17 protein-coding genes and 1 pseudogene are annotated in these 16,071 nt (G+C 50.3%); 5 read left to right on the top strand and 13 right to left on the bottom strand.

Annotation, left to right across the window (positions count from 1 at the left end):
* Position 1 precedes the first annotated feature (1 nt).
* The 11 genes from BN2762_RS12250 to BN2762_RS12205 form a co-directional block, all read right to left on the bottom strand.
* A complete protein-coding gene (locus BN2762_RS12250; protein ID WP_055107257.1) occupies positions 2 to 1,600 on the bottom strand; it encodes a hypothetical protein in 1,599 nt (532 codons plus the stop codon).
* Between the two features lie 38 nt (positions 1,601 to 1,638).
* Positions 1,639 to 1,788: a cupin domain-containing protein gene (locus tag BN2762_RS27270; protein WP_222861131.1), complete on the bottom strand. Its 150-nt coding sequence runs from the start codon at positions 1,786 to 1,788 to the stop codon at positions 1,639 to 1,641.
* A gap of 35 nt (positions 1,789 to 1,823) precedes the next feature.
* Positions 1,824 to 2,285: a phage tail assembly chaperone gene (locus BN2762_RS12245; RefSeq protein ID WP_055107256.1), complete on the bottom strand. Its 462-nt coding sequence runs from the start codon at positions 2,283 to 2,285 to the stop codon at positions 1,824 to 1,826.
* 32 nt (positions 2,286 to 2,317) lie between these two features.
* A complete protein-coding gene (locus BN2762_RS12240; protein WP_055107255.1) occupies positions 2,318 to 2,734 on the bottom strand; it encodes a phage tail tube protein in 417 nt (138 codons plus the stop codon).
* A 22-nt stretch (positions 2,735 to 2,756) separates the two neighbouring features.
* Positions 2,757 to 4,220, bottom strand: a complete 1,464-nt coding sequence (locus tag BN2762_RS12235) for a phage tail sheath family protein (RefSeq protein WP_055107254.1) — start codon at positions 4,218 to 4,220, stop codon at positions 2,757 to 2,759.
* Positions 4,221 to 4,222: 2 nt separating this feature from the next.
* Positions 4,223 to 4,447: a YqzN/YkzM domain-containing protein gene (locus BN2762_RS12230; protein ID WP_055107253.1), complete on the bottom strand. Its 225-nt coding sequence runs from the start codon at positions 4,445 to 4,447 to the stop codon at positions 4,223 to 4,225.
* A 17-nt stretch (positions 4,448 to 4,464) separates the two neighbouring features.
* Positions 4,465 to 5,295, bottom strand: coding sequence for a hypothetical protein (locus BN2762_RS12225; RefSeq protein WP_148499934.1), 831 nt, complete (start codon positions 5,293 to 5,295; stop codon positions 4,465 to 4,467).
* Between the two features lie 384 nt (positions 5,296 to 5,679).
* Complete coding sequence (locus tag BN2762_RS12220) at positions 5,680 to 6,504, bottom strand: phosphoenolpyruvate hydrolase family protein (protein WP_055107251.1); 825 nt, start codon at positions 6,502 to 6,504, stop codon at positions 5,680 to 5,682.
* A 42-nt stretch (positions 6,505 to 6,546) separates the two neighbouring features.
* Positions 6,547 to 7,761 (bottom strand): Tm-1-like ATP-binding domain-containing protein, encoded by a 1,215-nt coding sequence (locus BN2762_RS12215; protein ID WP_055107250.1) that lies wholly within the window; start codon positions 7,759 to 7,761, stop codon positions 6,547 to 6,549.
* A gap of 148 nt (positions 7,762 to 7,909) precedes the next feature.
* Positions 7,910 to 9,100 (bottom strand): phosphoenolpyruvate hydrolase family protein, encoded by a 1,191-nt coding sequence (locus BN2762_RS12210; RefSeq protein WP_083484919.1) that lies wholly within the window; start codon positions 9,098 to 9,100, stop codon positions 7,910 to 7,912.
* 121 nt (positions 9,101 to 9,221) lie between these two features.
* Positions 9,222 to 9,719: an ArpU family phage packaging/lysis transcriptional regulator gene (locus BN2762_RS12205; protein WP_055107249.1), complete on the bottom strand. Its 498-nt coding sequence runs from the start codon at positions 9,717 to 9,719 to the stop codon at positions 9,222 to 9,224.
* A gap of 312 nt (positions 9,720 to 10,031) precedes the next feature.
* Here BN2762_RS12205 and BN2762_RS12200 point away from each other — a divergent pair, with 312 nt between their 5' ends.
* The 3 genes from BN2762_RS12200 (at position 10,032) to BN2762_RS12190 (ending at position 11,420) form a co-directional block, all read left to right on the top strand.
* Complete coding sequence (locus BN2762_RS12200) at positions 10,032 to 10,385, top strand: helix-turn-helix domain-containing protein (RefSeq protein WP_055107248.1); 354 nt, start codon at positions 10,032 to 10,034, stop codon at positions 10,383 to 10,385.
* Between the two features lie 110 nt (positions 10,386 to 10,495).
* A complete protein-coding gene (locus BN2762_RS12195) occupies positions 10,496 to 11,089 on the top strand; it encodes an ImmA/IrrE family metallo-endopeptidase (RefSeq protein WP_055107247.1) in 594 nt (197 codons plus the stop codon).
* A 4-nt stretch (positions 11,090 to 11,093) separates the two neighbouring features.
* Positions 11,094 to 11,420, top strand: a complete 327-nt coding sequence (locus BN2762_RS12190) for a hypothetical protein (protein WP_055107246.1) — start codon at positions 11,094 to 11,096, stop codon at positions 11,418 to 11,420.
* Positions 11,421 to 11,676: 256 nt separating this feature from the next.
* Here the strand turns inward: BN2762_RS12190 and BN2762_RS26900 are convergent.
* Positions 11,677 to 11,973 (bottom strand): annotated as a pseudogene (locus BN2762_RS26900) (aminoglycoside 6-adenylyltransferase); the annotation flags it as partial.
* 307 nt (positions 11,974 to 12,280) lie between these two features.
* Between BN2762_RS26900 and BN2762_RS12185 the strand changes: the two are divergent.
* Together BN2762_RS12185 and hcp are read left to right on the top strand one after the other, a co-directional pair.
* Complete coding sequence (locus BN2762_RS12185) at positions 12,281 to 12,550, top strand: hypothetical protein (RefSeq protein WP_055107245.1); 270 nt, start codon at positions 12,281 to 12,283, stop codon at positions 12,548 to 12,550.
* A 141-nt stretch (positions 12,551 to 12,691) separates the two neighbouring features.
* Positions 12,692 to 14,377, top strand: coding sequence for a hydroxylamine reductase (gene hcp / locus BN2762_RS12180; RefSeq protein WP_222861074.1), 1,686 nt, complete (start codon positions 12,692 to 12,694; stop codon positions 14,375 to 14,377).
* Positions 14,378 to 14,532: 155 nt separating this feature from the next.
* Here hcp and BN2762_RS12175 read toward each other — a convergent pair whose 3' ends face one another.
* Entirely contained in the window at positions 14,533 to 15,987 is a 1,455-nt protein-coding gene (locus BN2762_RS12175) for a family 43 glycosylhydrolase (RefSeq protein ID WP_055109973.1), read from the bottom strand.
* Positions 15,988 to 16,071 lie beyond the last annotated feature (84 nt).

Raw genomic sequence — 16,071 nt, 5'->3', positions numbered from 1 at the left:
CTTATTTAGTCATATTTATAAGTACTCTGCTTATATTATGAGTCACATGCCAGCCAACCTGCTTTGAAATACTATCAATATCGATTTCCTGTTGCTGCTGATGAATTTGAACCATCCCTGGGGGCATATTTACTATAATCTCAGGGGCTTGCTGAGGTGCAGCTGCTTGAGGAACGGGTACAGGAGCAGTGGGCGCAGGGAGCGGTCCATTTAATGACTTGAAATACTCAGCTGCACTTAAAATCTCCTCGTCCGTTAACGGGGTTCCAGAAGGCTTACTGCCAGTACCGAAAATAATCTCGTGCTTGAGTTGTTCTATATCGGTAGTTGGGTGCGATTTCCTTCCCCCACCACTTAAGTAGGCATCAGCTATAGTCGTTCCCGGAGGGTAAGGTGGGTCATGGAATGTGCGTTTTCCTTTTTCACTAAATAAGTCATATATGCCTACCCCGATTTTTTCACCAATCATATCACTTACTGTATTTCCAACTACTGTTGCTATATAGTTTTTAGTAAAGAAGCCCGTTACTGCCGTTCCAATCAAGCCGCCCACAAAGCCCCCTATTTTCCCTGCTCTCTCCCTATCAGTCTTGGCAGTAAATATCTCATGGGCTGATTGGATTTGTGAAATACCCGGTATTTTTATTATCTTTTTACCCTTGCCTATAAACTCCGTTACCTTCTTCACCCAAGGTTTATCCATAAAGCCCTTTATTTTACTGTTATTCCATAAGTCTTTGGCCTTGGGAATCCACTCGTTCTTTACCTTGCTGTTGTCCCACGCTTGTTTTACTTTGCTATTCTGCCAGGAATCCTTGATCTTCGGAAGCCATTTATTACTCCACTGATCTTTAAGCTCCTTTTGCGCTCCGTCAACTATATCAGATTTTATTGACTCTATTAATTTTTTTCCGAATTCCTTCAAAGCGTTCCCGGCATCGGAAATCATCGTATCCCACGGAATATTCGAGAACTTCTCAACAATACGTTGAGGATCAATGAGCCCCAGGAATGCCTCAAAAAATACCTGACCGAGCGTCTTGCCCGCTCCTTCGCATAGCGGCTCGCTCTCTTGCGGGCTGCATCCCGAGGATTCTCCGCATTTGCACTCTCCTGCCGCCTCAGCTGGACATTCACCAACTTCTAACGCATTAAAAATACACTCTAAAGCTTCCTGAAAAGTCACCGAAATCCGCTGCAATAAACTTTGCCCCTCTGCGCAGATCTGTTCGGCAACAGAGCTGCCAAACGCAGCACCAAAGCCTGCAACATCCACCTCAACCCGCCAGCGGGTACCGCTCAGCTCCTGAAGCGCGCCCCTGATCTCGGCGATCTTCGGCGTCGCCAGGTCGATCAGCTCGGCCACCGGACGGGCCGCAGCCTGATTAAGCCGCTTCATCGTTGCGCTCAGCCGGATGGCCGTTTCCGTGAAACGGTCCTCTAACGTAATGCTCGGCCGCATCCTGGTGCTGCCCAGAGCGAGGGCGCGCCGCCGGGTTTGCAGCAGCATGCGATCCAGGCTTCGCAGCTTCCTCTCCGCAATATCGATATCCCGGGAGTCGACTGCTAGATCTATTGAACGAAGCTGTTGATTTGCCACATTTTACCTCCTTTCTGCCGTAATTCAGCCATACGGACTCATCCAGGCTGCTTCCGCCCGGAGCCGGACGGCGAGGCTGAAGATGACATCATCTCCAGCTCCATCTCCGTAAAAGCCCGCAGCAGCATGCGCTCTCCCTTCGGAAGAGACCAGAACTCTCCGGGGCGCAGACTATGCCTGCTCCACATATGGAACAAGAGCGTCGTCATGCCGCCGGAGTTTGCTAGTTTTTTAGGTCGGCAATGTCCACTCCGAAGCCGGACAGCTCCAGCACCTTATCGCCTACGGCATCGAGCTCCCCGGCGAGCAGAAGACGGCGCACCGCTTCGTCTCCGCCCGACAGCTTGAGGCGGCTCGTAATGCGCTCATCGCCCCAGCCGCTCAGCTTCACACTATGCTCCTGGCCGTCGCCCTGCTTGCGCACAACCTCCAGAGCAGAGGTCGCTTCCTTAATCAGCGTTGCATTAAACAGCTCGCTGTCGATCTTTTCCGAGACGTGGCCTTTCGTCGTTTTGCGAATCGTACAGCGCTCCCGGATGGAGTCCACCTTGCTGGAGGTCAAGCCGCACAGCGTAATCCGCAGGCTCAGCCGCGAAATAAAAACGGTCTCCTCCGGCAGATTCGCTGCCGTCTCGAAGAGACCGTCGAGAATATCCTGTTCGTTCCACTGTTTTACATCGCTCATACTCGTTTATCCCCTTTCAATGTCAACAATGATTAAGGTCCTTGGATCGGGTCAAGCAGCTCATAGCCTTCGAAGGTGAACGGCGTTTCCTCAACAACCTCTTCCCCTGCCGTCCAGTTGGCCAGCTGAATTCTGTCAACCATGCAGTTTTTCAGCTCAATCCGCTCGAAACCGTAGGCCTCCGGATCCTCCAGCTTCTGAATAATATTGAATTTCTGGAAGCCTCTCTGGATCATATCGGAAGTGACTTTATAGCCGCTCATCGTGCCAGTGCCTTTTTTGCGTCCCAGCTTGAAGACGGTATATTCCGTGCCCACCAGGTTGAGCTCTCTTTTATCCGCCTCTACGTTGGCCTCCAAGTGATTCAGGTTCGACTGCCATACCCCATCGATAAAAATTTGCCCGAACGTCCCCATAATGACGCGACTTGGATCGAGATATTGTGCCATCTTATATTTTCCCCCTCAAAATTTATTGCACGTAGAACGTGCCGAAAATTTGCTCCATTACATCAGTATCATCCGCATACCAGGTCAGGAACACCTGATCATCCTCAGGCTGCATGATAGCGCCATCCCCGTAAAATCTCGGATCCAAGGTGACATTGTAGCCCGTCGCCTCAATAATGCTCTCCGCAGCCAAGGTCTGCAAATACTGCTTGCCCGCGCTAATCAGCGCCTGACGGCCTTCCTCCGTGTTATTGACCTTGCCAATGTAATGATCCTCCGCCTGCCGCTGCAGATCAGCATTAATCTGGTCGATGACGCGGATTTTGCGGATTTTTTTCCAGCCCTTGTTCTGTCCCTGCTGCAAGGTAATCAAGCTGTTCACCCCGCGCAGCACCTTGACCCGGCGGCCGTCATGCACTAGCAGAAATACGCCGTTCTGCACCGCCTGCTCCTGCTCCGAGCGCGTCCAGCGGCGGGTCACGTCTTCAAACGGAGAAGCCGCATACGTCGTAGATTCCTTGAGCGCTTGTCCAGCGATCAATCCGGCCACCCAGGAGGCGACCTGTCCGGAAGAATACGGCTTGCCATTCAACACGGCCCCTGTCCCAACATTGATAATTCCTTCAAAATCAGCTGTTGCGCTGCGGGCAATCGCCTTGTTCACCGCATCTGCACCTGTATCCTCCGCGAATGTTCCGCCAAGTGTAGCCATAATGCCTTTGCCTTCGCTGCGAACTCGCTTGATCCAGGCAACTAGGCTTGCACGAAGCGCCTCATCCGTAACCCCGTCGAGCGTTAACACATGGAAATCCTGCGTCTCAAAAGCTTCCGTAGCCGCGATATAATCCGCGTTCGTAATCCCTGAAATTCCGCTGGATCCGCCTTCTAGAGCGACGCTGGATACATCAGCGAGTACGCCTTCGGCAAGCTTCTGTGCTACGATCCACTTATTGCCCTGATCTTCATTGATCGCGGCAACAGCGTCATCTACACCGCCATTCCCAAGTGGAATCGTGCGCAGCAGCGCGTTCCCTTCATACAGCTTGAGCTCCTTTACACTAGGCACCGCCAGGCTCGGCTGAATCGTCACCTTAAAAGCATTGCCGCGCTCCCCCGCGTACTTGGCGCTAAGCTTTAACGCATCCTCCGCGTCCGCTTCGCTGTTCTTCAGCGCAAGTTCCGCCGGTGCAGCCGAGCTGTCCGCAATCCGGTAGGCCAGCAGCTTGTTCGCACCGCCAAGCAAGGACAAGAACAATGTCGTATAAGCCGTCGCACCGCCGGATTCGTCATTCGAGAACAGCTCCTTGATGGCATTCTCGCTCGTCACTTCTACAAAGTGGCCAATCGGGCCCCAATGCGCCTTGACCGGAGCGACCACCACGCCGCGCGCGCCCGGCCTGATCGCTGATCCCGCCGCACTTACAAAGTTCATGAACAGCCCCGGCAATACCGGTTGATTCGTCAAATTCCAGTTTCCTGCTGCCATAATTACTTCACCTTCCTATTCAAAAATTGTTGTACCTGCTTCCTTGCTTCCTGCACCGTCAAACTGGCGCCAGACATCGAATGGAATGCGCCGGCCAGCACCTCAGGCTTCACGCCCATCAGTGCTTCCGCTTGCTGAATAATTTCACCAAGCGGATACACCGGCGCAGCTGCCTCAGATGCTTTGGCAGCTTTAGCTGCTTTAGCTGTCTGCTTTTTTTGTGCCATAGCTCTTCACCTCAAATTTATAATCTTGTATGCTGAATAAACTGCATTAGCGGCCCGGCATCAAGAGAGCCCGTGATCCGCCGGCTAAACGCCACTGACAATTGTCCTTCCGTTACTCCATTCGCGTTCATATTCACCTTTGGTTCAAGAACGGTTAAGTACGACTTGTCCTCAGGCTGCAAAGGAATCTTAACGGCTTGGCCCAGACCCTCTATAAGGGAAAGAATGGCCTGATGCTCCTGATCAGCATCCGTCCCTACGATAAAGGCGGTGAATTGTTTTTTCAGCTCCCAATTCGTTTTGCCGCGGGGTGCCGTTTCCATATCAGTAATCCGCCACATCACTGCTGGAGGCTCGTAGCCTGGCAGCCAGCTGCCATTATGAACCTGCCAAGCCGGACCGAGCACGCCCTGCGTCCATTGCTGGATTGCGTTAAGCCAAGGATCGCTGCTGATCTGCCCCGCCCGGCTTATAAATTGCGGCACGATCAAGGCGAACCGCAATCCTCGCTTCACCGCGTCCCGGGGCTCATCGAGCACATCCGCTCCTGCGGTTCCCTCAAATAAGCACAGGAACCTTTCCCCCGTCTCCGCAGTTAACAGCTGCTTGTCCAGCGCATGGACCATTTGCTCGCTCAGACCGTCCAGTTCACCCGGGCTGGAGCGGGACACATAAGGCCACAGCTCGATGATTTGTCTCAAGCCCGACCAAGCGCCGCTTCCTTCCTCGCCCAACAAATACAAGGCGTATGGAAGTAATGCTCCATCTCTAATCTCCTGAGCAGAGTTGTAGATCGCTTTCAAGCTAGGCACAGCCTCCAGCAGCTTGGCTGTCACTGCGCTTCTCATAAAGCACACCATTCCAGCATCTCTAATTCACCGGCTCCGACATTGCGCAATGGTATCACCCCCCTCCCCCGTCTGCTTGCCTTGCTTCCGTGGCTGAAGAATGCCAAAAGCCGCTGACAAGAGTCAGCGGCTTTTCGTCCCTCTCTATTCCTTTCCACAATACAAATTTAACACGTCTAAATTACAGCGTACGGCCTTCCCCTGGTCATAAACCGGACAGCAAGCGGACAACCCTTGATAACTCCATACGATCCCCGTAAAAAAAATGCCCGCCTCATTCAACCCGGAATGAGACAAGCATCTTTAAAAGTTTTAGGATATCCTCATGTTCCGCATAAGAACACTGCAGCTGAACGGCCCTGCTTTCCATGATGCCGCCCCTGCTTACTTCAAAATGTTTTTAAAAGCTTCCGCTTGCAGCTTAATGCCAACCTCCGTCGCAAAACGCTCGATGCTGGATGCCCCGAAGAAACCCTCAACGTCTTTCGTTCTCGACAGCACATATTCCGCATCTTCCGGCTCGGCAATTGGTCCGCCATGGCACAGCACCATAATGTCCGAATTCACCGCTTTGCCCGCATCGCAAATGGCTTGGATTTTTTCCACGCAGTCATCGAGGGAAAGCGCCGTTTTCGCGCCGATGGTTCCTTTTGTCGTCAAGCCCATATGCGCGACCAATATGTCCGCGCCGGCTTCGGCCATCTTCTTCGCTTGCTCCGCATCAAATACATAAGGCGTCGTTAACAGATCGAGCTCATGCGCCTTACGGATCATCTCGACTTCCAAGTCATATCCCATGCCGGTTTCTTCAAGGTTCGCTCTAAACACGCCGTCAATCAGGCCCACCGTTGGGAAGTTCTGAACGCCGGCAAAACCTTGATCCTTAAGCTGTTTCAGGAAAATATCCATAATGCGGAACGGATCGGTACCGCAGACACCAGCCAGCACCGGGGTGTTCTTCACGACAGGCAGCACTTCATTGCCCATATCCACCACGATTTGGTTCGCGTCTCCATAAGCCATCAATCCGGCAAGCGAACCTCGTCCGGCCATGCGGTAACGGCCCGAGTTATAAATAATGATCAGATCAACCCCGCCCGCTTCCGCGCTTTTGGCTGAAATGCCGGTTCCTGCCCCTGCACCCAACAATACGTTGCCTGCAGCTACCTCCGCTTTTAATTTCGCTAAAATCTCTTGTCTTGTTTTCATCGTTGCTCCTCCTCTGAATGAATTCATTCATGCTGTGTTCGTTCAAGGCTTCCGGTTCATCAGTTCAATCAATTTCTTGGCCGCCGCGACAGCAAATGTCTGGTCATTGATGTCGGTATCCATTTCAATCAGTTCAACCGTTTGGCGGTTAATGTTCTGTCTCAATGCCGCAAACAGCACCGCATCCTCCTCAGCCCCATAGAATGGCTGGCCCTCTACATCAAGCATGGAGACCCCTTTTAACGGAAGCATTAATACAGTCGGGCCCTGCGCCTGATTCAATTTATCTGCGAGGATTTCGCCCAGCTTCCGGTTCTCCGCGAGCGTCGTCCGCATTAGAGTCACCGAAGGATTATGCTTGTACAGATTCCGGCTCTTGAAGGCTTCCGGTACGGAATCATACGGTCCAAAATTGACCATATCCAGGGCACCGGTTGAAACAACCTGCGGAACTTTGCAGCGTCCGGCTGCTTCAAGCCGGTGCGGCCCGGCAGCCAACACTCCGCCGACCAGCTCATCGCACCATTCGGTTGTCGTAAGATCCAGCACCCCGTCAATGAATCCGCCTTCAATCAGGCTTTCCATCGTTTTGCCGCCTGTGCCTGTTGCGTGGAATACCAGCACCTCGTATCCTTGTTCCTCCAGATATTCTCTGGCATAATTGACGCAGGGTGTTGTCACGCCAAACATCGTTGCCGCGATTAGCGGTTTTTTGTCTCGAGGCGGCGCCGACTCGAATTGCACCATACCGGCTATGGCATGAACGGCATTGGTAAATATTTTCGTCGAAAACGAATTTAAGCCCGATACGTCCACGATAGACGGAAACATGAGGATATCGCTTGTCCCTACATAAGGTTCGGTGTTGCCTGAAGCTACGGTGGAGACCATCAATTTCGGAACTCCGATCGGCAGCTTTCGCATACCGGCGGTAACAATCGATGTTCCGCCTGTTCCGCCGAAGGATAGAATACCGTCGAATTTCCCTTCGGCATACAATTTCGGAACGATCTTCTCCATCCCCTTCGCCAGTATTTCTGTTCCGGCGGCTCGGTCTTTGCGGGCGGCAATCTCCCGGATATCGGCATTTGCAGCATTTGCGATCTCGATATTGGAGACATCCGGCGCAAACATAGGTTCGAATACGCCGCAGTGAATCGTAAACGCTTGAAGCCCAAGACCTTCAATCACGGATTTTACATATAAAAACTCCGTACCCTTTGAATCAAATGTTCCTGCAATAGCAATCGTTTTCATCCGTACAACCTCCTTTGATATTAGGGTTGTCTCGCCAGCCCGAGAGGGCTAGTTTATGTTTTCTCTTTACACCTCCTATGATACAGCGCTTCCATAAAAATAAGATCGTACCCTTGTACGATCTTTATGTATATTTGTCTTATGTTGTTTATAGTTGCCGGCGAAAGGATTGCGGAGTCATTCCCGTATACTTTTTAAAGGTTTTGCTGAAATGGACGTAATCCGGATACCCGACCATTTCCGCGATGCGCGCCAATGGCAGTCTGGTATGCTTTATGACGTCCTGCGCTTTATGAATCCGGTATTTCGCAATATATTCCGGGAAGCTGCAGCCTACTTCTTTGTTAAATAAAGCGCTCAGATGTGTCCTTGAGACATGAATCCGCTCCGCAAGCTCAGTTAACGATATGTTGTTCATATAATTTTCCGCAATGTATTCTTTGACGAAAGCCACATAATCATAAGGTTCGTCCGCCAGGGCCAATTTGTCCATCAACAGCTTGTCCTGCTTCAGCTGGCCGGTAAGCTTAAATCGGTAGGTCGTCTCCACAATTGCTTCCTCCGTCGGAATCCGCTCAAAGCTGGAACCGCCGACGTATCCCATGGCCGATGTATTGTCATACATATACTGCACGTCAATCGGGCTGTGGACAGGCCCTCCGTATACAAGCTTGATCGGCTGTTTACCGGATGCATCGCATACTGCAAAAATATGACGGGCGATTTCAGCCCCCTTCTCCAGGGAAAGCACTTTTTTTGTTCCCATCAAGCCGCCTGCAGTAACACCCAGGTGAGCGCAAATGACATCGGCTCCCGCTTCCAGCATAAGGCCCGCCTGCTCCGCGTTAAACACAAAAGCCATTGTAAACAGATCCAGCTCATGCGCCAGCCGGACGGCTTCCACCTCCTGCAAATAGGACATCCCCTCTTCCTCCAGCGCTTCGCGAAATTGCCCGCCGATCAGCCCGAGTGTCGGATAATTGATAATGCCTGCGAAACCGGTGCTATGAATCCGGTGCAGATAAACGGGAAGCTCCAGTCCGGGATCAGTGCCGCATAATCCAAAAATGACAGGCGTATCGCCTACCACGGACAAAATTTCCCGCGAGCCGAAATCCATCACCATGTCATTGTTGTTGGCAAAAGGCAAATAACCGGCAATCGAGCCGAGTCCCATCTGTCTGAATCGTCCCGAGTTCAGCACCAATATGAGATCAGCTCCGCCTTTTACTGCATATTTGGCGGAAATTCCTGCTCCGGCGGCCACGCCGATAATATGCTCTTCCGCCCGGATCTGTCCGCGCAGTCGGTCCAATATCAGCTGTCTTTGAGTCCCCAAATCGACAATCCCCTTCGCTTCGATCAACCGCCTGTCAGATTTATTATTAGCGGTGTTTACTTATATTATAAGGGATCGTGCCTTATTAGGTAATGATCGCCCGTAAAGTCTAAAAGCCGGCTTAGCCGACTCCATGCACAGAGTGGGAATGTTTCATCTCCTCCGGTTCAAGAACTACCTCCAGCTTCATGGCTATTGCAAGCAGCCTGAGCGCACTAGCCTTGATACGGCGATACGTCCGGTCGCTAATGCCCATTTCGCCGCAGCTGATGAAGTCATACTCGCGCTCATGATTGAGATAGCTGCGTTCAATAACTTCCCGCTGCATGCTGGTTAGCCCCTTCAAGGCCTGATCCAGCAGCTCCGACTTCCTTCGCAGCTCCGCTTCTTTGTCGATATTGCGAATCGCGACCTCCTCAGTCGGCTTATGAACAGCATGGGTGACTCCATGGTATCTCGCAGAATAGCTATGTGTTACATTCGCCATTTGGCGAATATATCCGATCTGCCGATACTGCCTCATTTCTTCCAGAAGCTGAATCACGGCGGCTCGGGTTGCAGCCTCATCCACCGGTAAACTATGAAAAATCGTAAATGAGTTGATTTGTCTTTTCCCCATTGCAAATCCCTCCATGAAGATAATGATCACGCCATCAAATTACCAATACGGCAACTGTCTTTTAGTCTTACATAGCGGAAAAATAACGATCCTCTTAAACTAACATTTATGAAATGTGTTGATTTGCCGTCTCAAACAAGGTAAAATAAATATACAAAGCTTACCTTACCGTTTCGGTAATATTAATTGCATTATATATTACCAAATTGGCAATGTCAACATCTTGCACTTTAATTGTCTCAATATGCTTTTATACCAGTATGGTAATGATGTGTTTATATTTTAAGAGTAAAATCAAAAGAGGGAGTGTCTATGCATACACTGGGCGATCGGATCAAGCATCTACGAGAACAGAAAAACTTAACCCAAAAGGACCTCGCATCCAGGGCAGGCTTAACGACTGTTCAGTTGTCGAGATATGAGACGAACGACCGGAAGCCGGATCCCGAATCGTTAAGAAGAATCGTGGATGCGCTGGATACGAACGGGGATTATTTGCTCGGACGTACTTCCGATCCATCGCCGACGGAGGAAATCCAGGCGAACATGTCTTTCTACGGCGGTCCGGAAGCCTATACGGCGGATGAGATCGCCATGATGGAGGCTGCTCTGAAGGCTTACCGCGAGCAGAAGAAGAAGCTGCTGGACAACCAATCCAATAAATGACTATAATGAAGGCAATACCCTGTAATCTCATTTATTCTCACTCAGGTCCTTTTCAGGACCTTTATTTGCACCTTAATACCGAACATACATTCCCATAAGAGGTGATCTCCATGTTATTTTCCTATTATCAAGAGACCCATCTGGAGCAGTGGATTAACTCTAAATACCGAAGCAGCGGCCTGCTTGATGCCGTTCAGCATGATATCGAGCGGATTGCCGAGGCTTTTGACATAGAACTGGTGTATGCCGCCTGTCCGTCTTTTTCGGACAACGAAGAACGGGTTATTTTCCTGAATAAGCATACCGATGATGTGATGGCGCGGGTCATTTTCTTCCATGAATTATGCCATGTGCTGAGGCACGCGGGGGATCAGCGCAGCATGCCAAGCCTGTTCAAGGATGCCCAGGAAGCGGAGGCAGATCAATTCGTGCTATACGCGGCCGTCCCCTTCTACATGTTCGAGAAGCTGCCTGTCCCGGATCAGCGGAATGAAGCTATACCTTATATCGCCGATGCATTCCGTATTCCTCTGGAGCTGGCCGAACAGCGGCTGGATCAAATTCAGCGGCGCGTCCTGCACGGCAGTCTGATGGCCGCCGCCCAGGAGGCTGAAAGGAAACAGAAGGAGACCGTGGTCAAATGGTCGCCCGAAACACAGCGGATTCTTTCCCAACTGGAGAAGCAGCTTTGGGAGAAAGGATGAAGATATGCGGATCAGAGCATTTTGCGATTTCTATAACGAAGCCTATAGGCCTTTGCAGCTTGTGATCAGGAGTGAACCCGGCGAGCTGGACTGGTCGAAGACCTTATACATATCCCTGCCGTCCCCCCTTGAGCCTCTGGAGGCCGAGGATTTCGGCGATGAACGAGGCGTGTCCGTGTTATTGGAGGATTTGGTGAATCAAGCAGATGAGAGCAGGCGTCTTGGTATTTTGCTGCCGCAAATTTATGCCCGCCATGGAGAGGAGTTTGAGTTGCTCATCGTCCAGATGGATGACGTTGAGGAGATCCTCCAATTGGACAGGTATTACTGAACATAGAATTTTTTATCGAAGCTGATAGCGGGTGTGCTGCCAACGAAGCTTGGACAATAGCTGAACTGGGGATGAAAATCGAAGATCCCTGATCCCCCAGAGCTCTTGGCCTTAGGGAACGAGGATTCAATATCGTCCCCTCTAAATTTCGCGAACCATTGCTGCTCAGAGGAAAGCCTCCCGCTAAGCGGACTGCAGCTCCTATGTCAGCGCCTAACATTTGGTCTGCCGCTATAAGAGAAGGCGGTCTAATTAAATCATCAAATTCCCTTGCGGTCGGCCTTTTGATCCAGTATTGACGGTCATTTGCGGCTGCTTCATAGTTAATTAGCCTATCCTTATCGAGCAGAACCTCAACCAAGCCATCACTATTCTGAAAATAATCCTCTACCTCGTTAAGGGGGATCCGCGTCAGATCTAATTTGTTCCCATCCTCAAAAAGTATCAAGTAAGAAAACCAATTCGTGATCCTTCCAAGGTTACCAGCCGGATTCTGTCATCGTTTCTGGCAAAATTCAAAAAATATACTCATCATTTCATGTTCACTTCTCAATACAATGGTCCCCTCCGTTCACCTTATTCTGCTGCTATCCCCGCCGCCATTCCACCGTTTACTCTATTCTCATAATAGAATATCAGACACGTCATGCCAATCACCGCAAGCGAGATGAAGGCTATACTATGGAGCGTTGCGTTATAACAACGGACTATCAGAGCTAGCTCGCATTTACATTTTTGCTATATTTAACAAAATAGACAATTTGACATCAATAAAATAATATTTTTACCATTTATAATAGGATTCGAGAGGACTCTCACCGCATTTGTTTCAGGATCTTAGAGATTAGAGGGGGATGGCAATGTACTTCAGATTCAAGCAAGAGGTCGTGTTGACGAAGGGCAGAGACAACTCCATACTAAGCAACCTGATTACAGGCCGCAAGATCTATCTTGATTCGGCAGACGCCCGAATGGCAGAAGCGTTATATAACAGCGATCAATTCGGACCTGTCCCGCCCGATGCTAGAAGTTTAGCGGCATACCTGACAGAGCAGGGATTCGGGCAATACGATGACAGAAGCTTTTATGCGAGAAAATCAAGACAAGCCGTATCGCAGCATTTTCTCTAATTATGTATTTTTTGGCTCGATTTTCAAGTTTGTGATTCCAATCACTAGTCCGCACCTTCTCCTGCGTTATGCTTCTGAATGATTGGGTTAGGCCCATCGGATGCCTGACCATGATAACTATGATTTCAGGAGGTCAATTCTATGGAACAAGCTGCGGTTAAAAATGCTGAGCGGCAGATGCCGATGTTTTGTTTTCAGTGCCAAGAGGCATCTAAAGGTGTTGGCTGCACCATCGTAGGCGTATGCGGGAAGACGCCTGAGGTCGCCAACCTGCAGGATTTGCTTATTTTTGTTTTGAAAGGCATATCCTTCTTCAGCGCGGGCACGGAGCTGCCAGAATCGCTGGAACGCCGGACATCTGTCTTTATAATGGATTCATTGTTCGCTACAATTACAAATGCCAATTTTGACCGGGACGTGTTCGTCGCTAAAATTCGCGAAGCGCTCACTCTTCGTGATGAGGTACGTGAGCAGTGGGAGCATCAGCATCCAGCCAGCCAGACGATATTGCCAGATGCGGCGGTTTGGCATGACAGCGATGAAGAAGCGTTGGATGCCAAAGCCAAGGAGGTTGGCGTACTTGCTACTGCAGATGCGGATATCCGCTCCCTGCGAGAGCTGCTCACCTATGGGCTTAAAGGAATGGCCGCATATCAGTATCATGCCTATCAACTGAATTATACGAATCGCGAAGTGGAGCAATTTATGCAGCGAGCGCTTGCCGCTACTTTAGATGATACATTAACCGTGGATCAAATGGTCGCACTCGTGATGGAGACGGGCAAATTCGGCGTGGATGCCATGGCCTTGCTGGATCAAGCCAATACCGGCGTTTATGGTCATCCCGAGGTGACGAAAGTCAACATCGGAGTGCGTAATCGCCCGGGCATTTTAGTGAGCGGCCATGACCTGAAGGATCTGGAAGAGCTGCTGCAGCAAACCGAAGGAACTGGCGTGGATGTGTACACCCATAGCGAAATGCTGCCGGCGCACTACTACCCAGCCTTTAAGAAATACGAGCATTTTGTCGGGAATTACGGCAATGCCTGGTGGAAGCAAGCCAGCGAATTTGAGAGCTTTAATGGCCCGATCCTAATGACGACCAACTGCATCGTTCCACCGAAGCCGAGCTATGTGAAACGCATCTTTACGACGGGAAACACCGGCTATCCTGGATTGCGGCATATTCCGGAGGGCGTAGACGGTCAGCCTAAAGATTTTTCCGAAATTATAGCCCTGGCCAAGCAGTGCCCGCCCCCTACCGAGCTGGAGACCGGGGAAATCGTCGGCGGCTTTGCCCATAACACCGTGACGAGCATTGCCGACCAAGTAGTCGATGCCGTGAAGGCTGGAGACATTCGGCGTTTCTTTGTCATGGCCGGATGCGATGGCCGGATGAAGTCGCGCAGTTACTATACCGAGTTTGCCCAGCAGCTTCCACGCGACACAGTCATTCTCACCGCGGGCTGCGCAAAATACAAATACAACAAGCTTGATCTCGGCGAAATCGGAGGCATCCCGCGCGTCCTGGACGCAGGCCAATGCAACGACTCCTACTCGCTCGCCATCATTGCGTTGAAGCTGAAAGAGATATTGGGGCTGGATGACATCAACGAGCTGCCGATTTCATATAATATCGCCTGGTATGAGCAAAAAGCGGTCATCGTGCTGCTGGCCCTGCTCTATCTTGGGGTTAAAAACATCCATATCGGGCCGACGCTGCCTGCCTTCCTCTCTCCGAACGTGGCCAATGTGTTGGTGGAGCAGTTCGGCATCGGCGGGATTACAAATGTTGAGGATGACATGAAGATGTTCCTTGGGGCTTAGTTTTTATTGCGAAATGGGGAAGGGGAGTCCGCAGTGTCTATACTTTCTTATATCTTATGAAAATAGGCTGCGCCCTTCCTTGGTTAGAAGTCAGCGCAGCCTATCATTATGGATAATTATTTGTTATGGCGGTATTGACGTGACGGAACAAGCTATTATTTCAACACCATTGACTTGAAATCCAGCTTTCCCGATCCCTCAAAGGTAAAAAAGAGCGCCTGCTTCCCATTTTCGATGTTAATTTTCGCCCCGTAATACGTAAAGGCGCTGCTTGGCGAGATCGGTATCCTTGCAATCGGCTCTGCATGTAAATCATTCGCAACCAGCATGAACCCCGTAGCACGACCCCGAACACATACAGCGATTTCCACTACATCCTGCATCAGAAAATACTTGAAGCCCGCGACAGCTCCACTTCTCATATTTGCAATATATTGATAAGGATTATTCTCCCTGTCTTTCCCGCTTTGCGTGAAATATGGATGCTTTCGGAAGGTTATATTTCCGAAATAAACCCCGTACCGGCCTGCGCCTTCCGCTGACATCAAATGACAGGCAATTCGCGCCTCATACTCTCCTCTGCCGATGAGCGGACCGTTGTTTAGTCCACAACTTGTCAGCTCTACCTGTGGAATCGCCCCATCTTCCTTGATCTCGATCGGCTCGGCAAGTCCCTGTCTGGAATAATGATGCCGGTTCGTGTGCCTGTGATGGAACACATACCATTGATCTCTAACCTGAACGATCCCGCCATGATTGTTGCCAATATAGTTATAGGCCTTTTGATCCGAATCGTGTCCGTTCATATAAAGGTCGCCATTGCTTATGATCGATCCGCCGAATTTAAAGCCGCTTGTCGGGCTTTTGCTTGTGGCATAGCATAGTTCATGGCCGTTGATCGACGAGTAGATCAAGTAATAGGTATCTTTTATTTTACGGATCGAGCTCGCCTCAAAAAACTCATGCCCCTCGAATCCAGTGCCGTCTGCCTCCCCCGCTTTGGGAAGGATGAGCTTCGGTTCACCGGTCACCGTTTTCATATCCGGCTGTAACTGAATTACGTACCCGCCTTTACAAGTACGTTTCTTCCATCCTGTCACGAAAAAAGGAACATCTTTTATTGGTGCAAAGCCTGAATACAGATAAACGCATCCATCATCATCAACTAGAACGCCGGGATCGAATAAAATAGGATCTCCGCTGTGATCCCACAGCCTATCTCCGTTCGGATGGCTTACATAACCGTAAAACTCATACTCGCCTGCCGGTGAATCGCATACAGCTACGGCCATAACGCTGCGAAAGGCCAGTGTATAGTACAGGTAATATCGCCCGTCTGGCCCTTTTGCCACATCAGGTGCATACATCTGATACAAACCTAATTTGTTCATAGGATCTTGCGTTTTCCTATAGATGACCCCTTCGTATCTCCAATCACTTAGATCATCAATGGGGGCAGACCAGCAAACATAATCATTCATGCAAAAAAGCTTACCGTTAAATCTGTCATGCGAACCAAATACATATAATCTATCTCCGAATACATAGGGTTCACCATCGGGGATGTATTCGTAGCTAGGCAAGTATGGGTTCAAAGCCTGGCTTGGCATCATCGCGTTCATCTCCCTTTACTGCTTTACAACAGTGTAAAGGATGAAATGATTCCAGCATATCAACCAAAAGTTGCCGGCGGA

This window comes from Paenibacillus ihumii (genome assembly GCF_001403875.1).
GTDB classification, from domain to species: domain Bacteria; phylum Bacillota; class Bacilli; order Paenibacillales; family Paenibacillaceae; genus Fontibacillus; species Fontibacillus ihumii.
The sequence above is the reverse complement of the archived record's forward strand: the minus strand, read 5'-3'. Positions and strand labels throughout refer to the sequence as shown.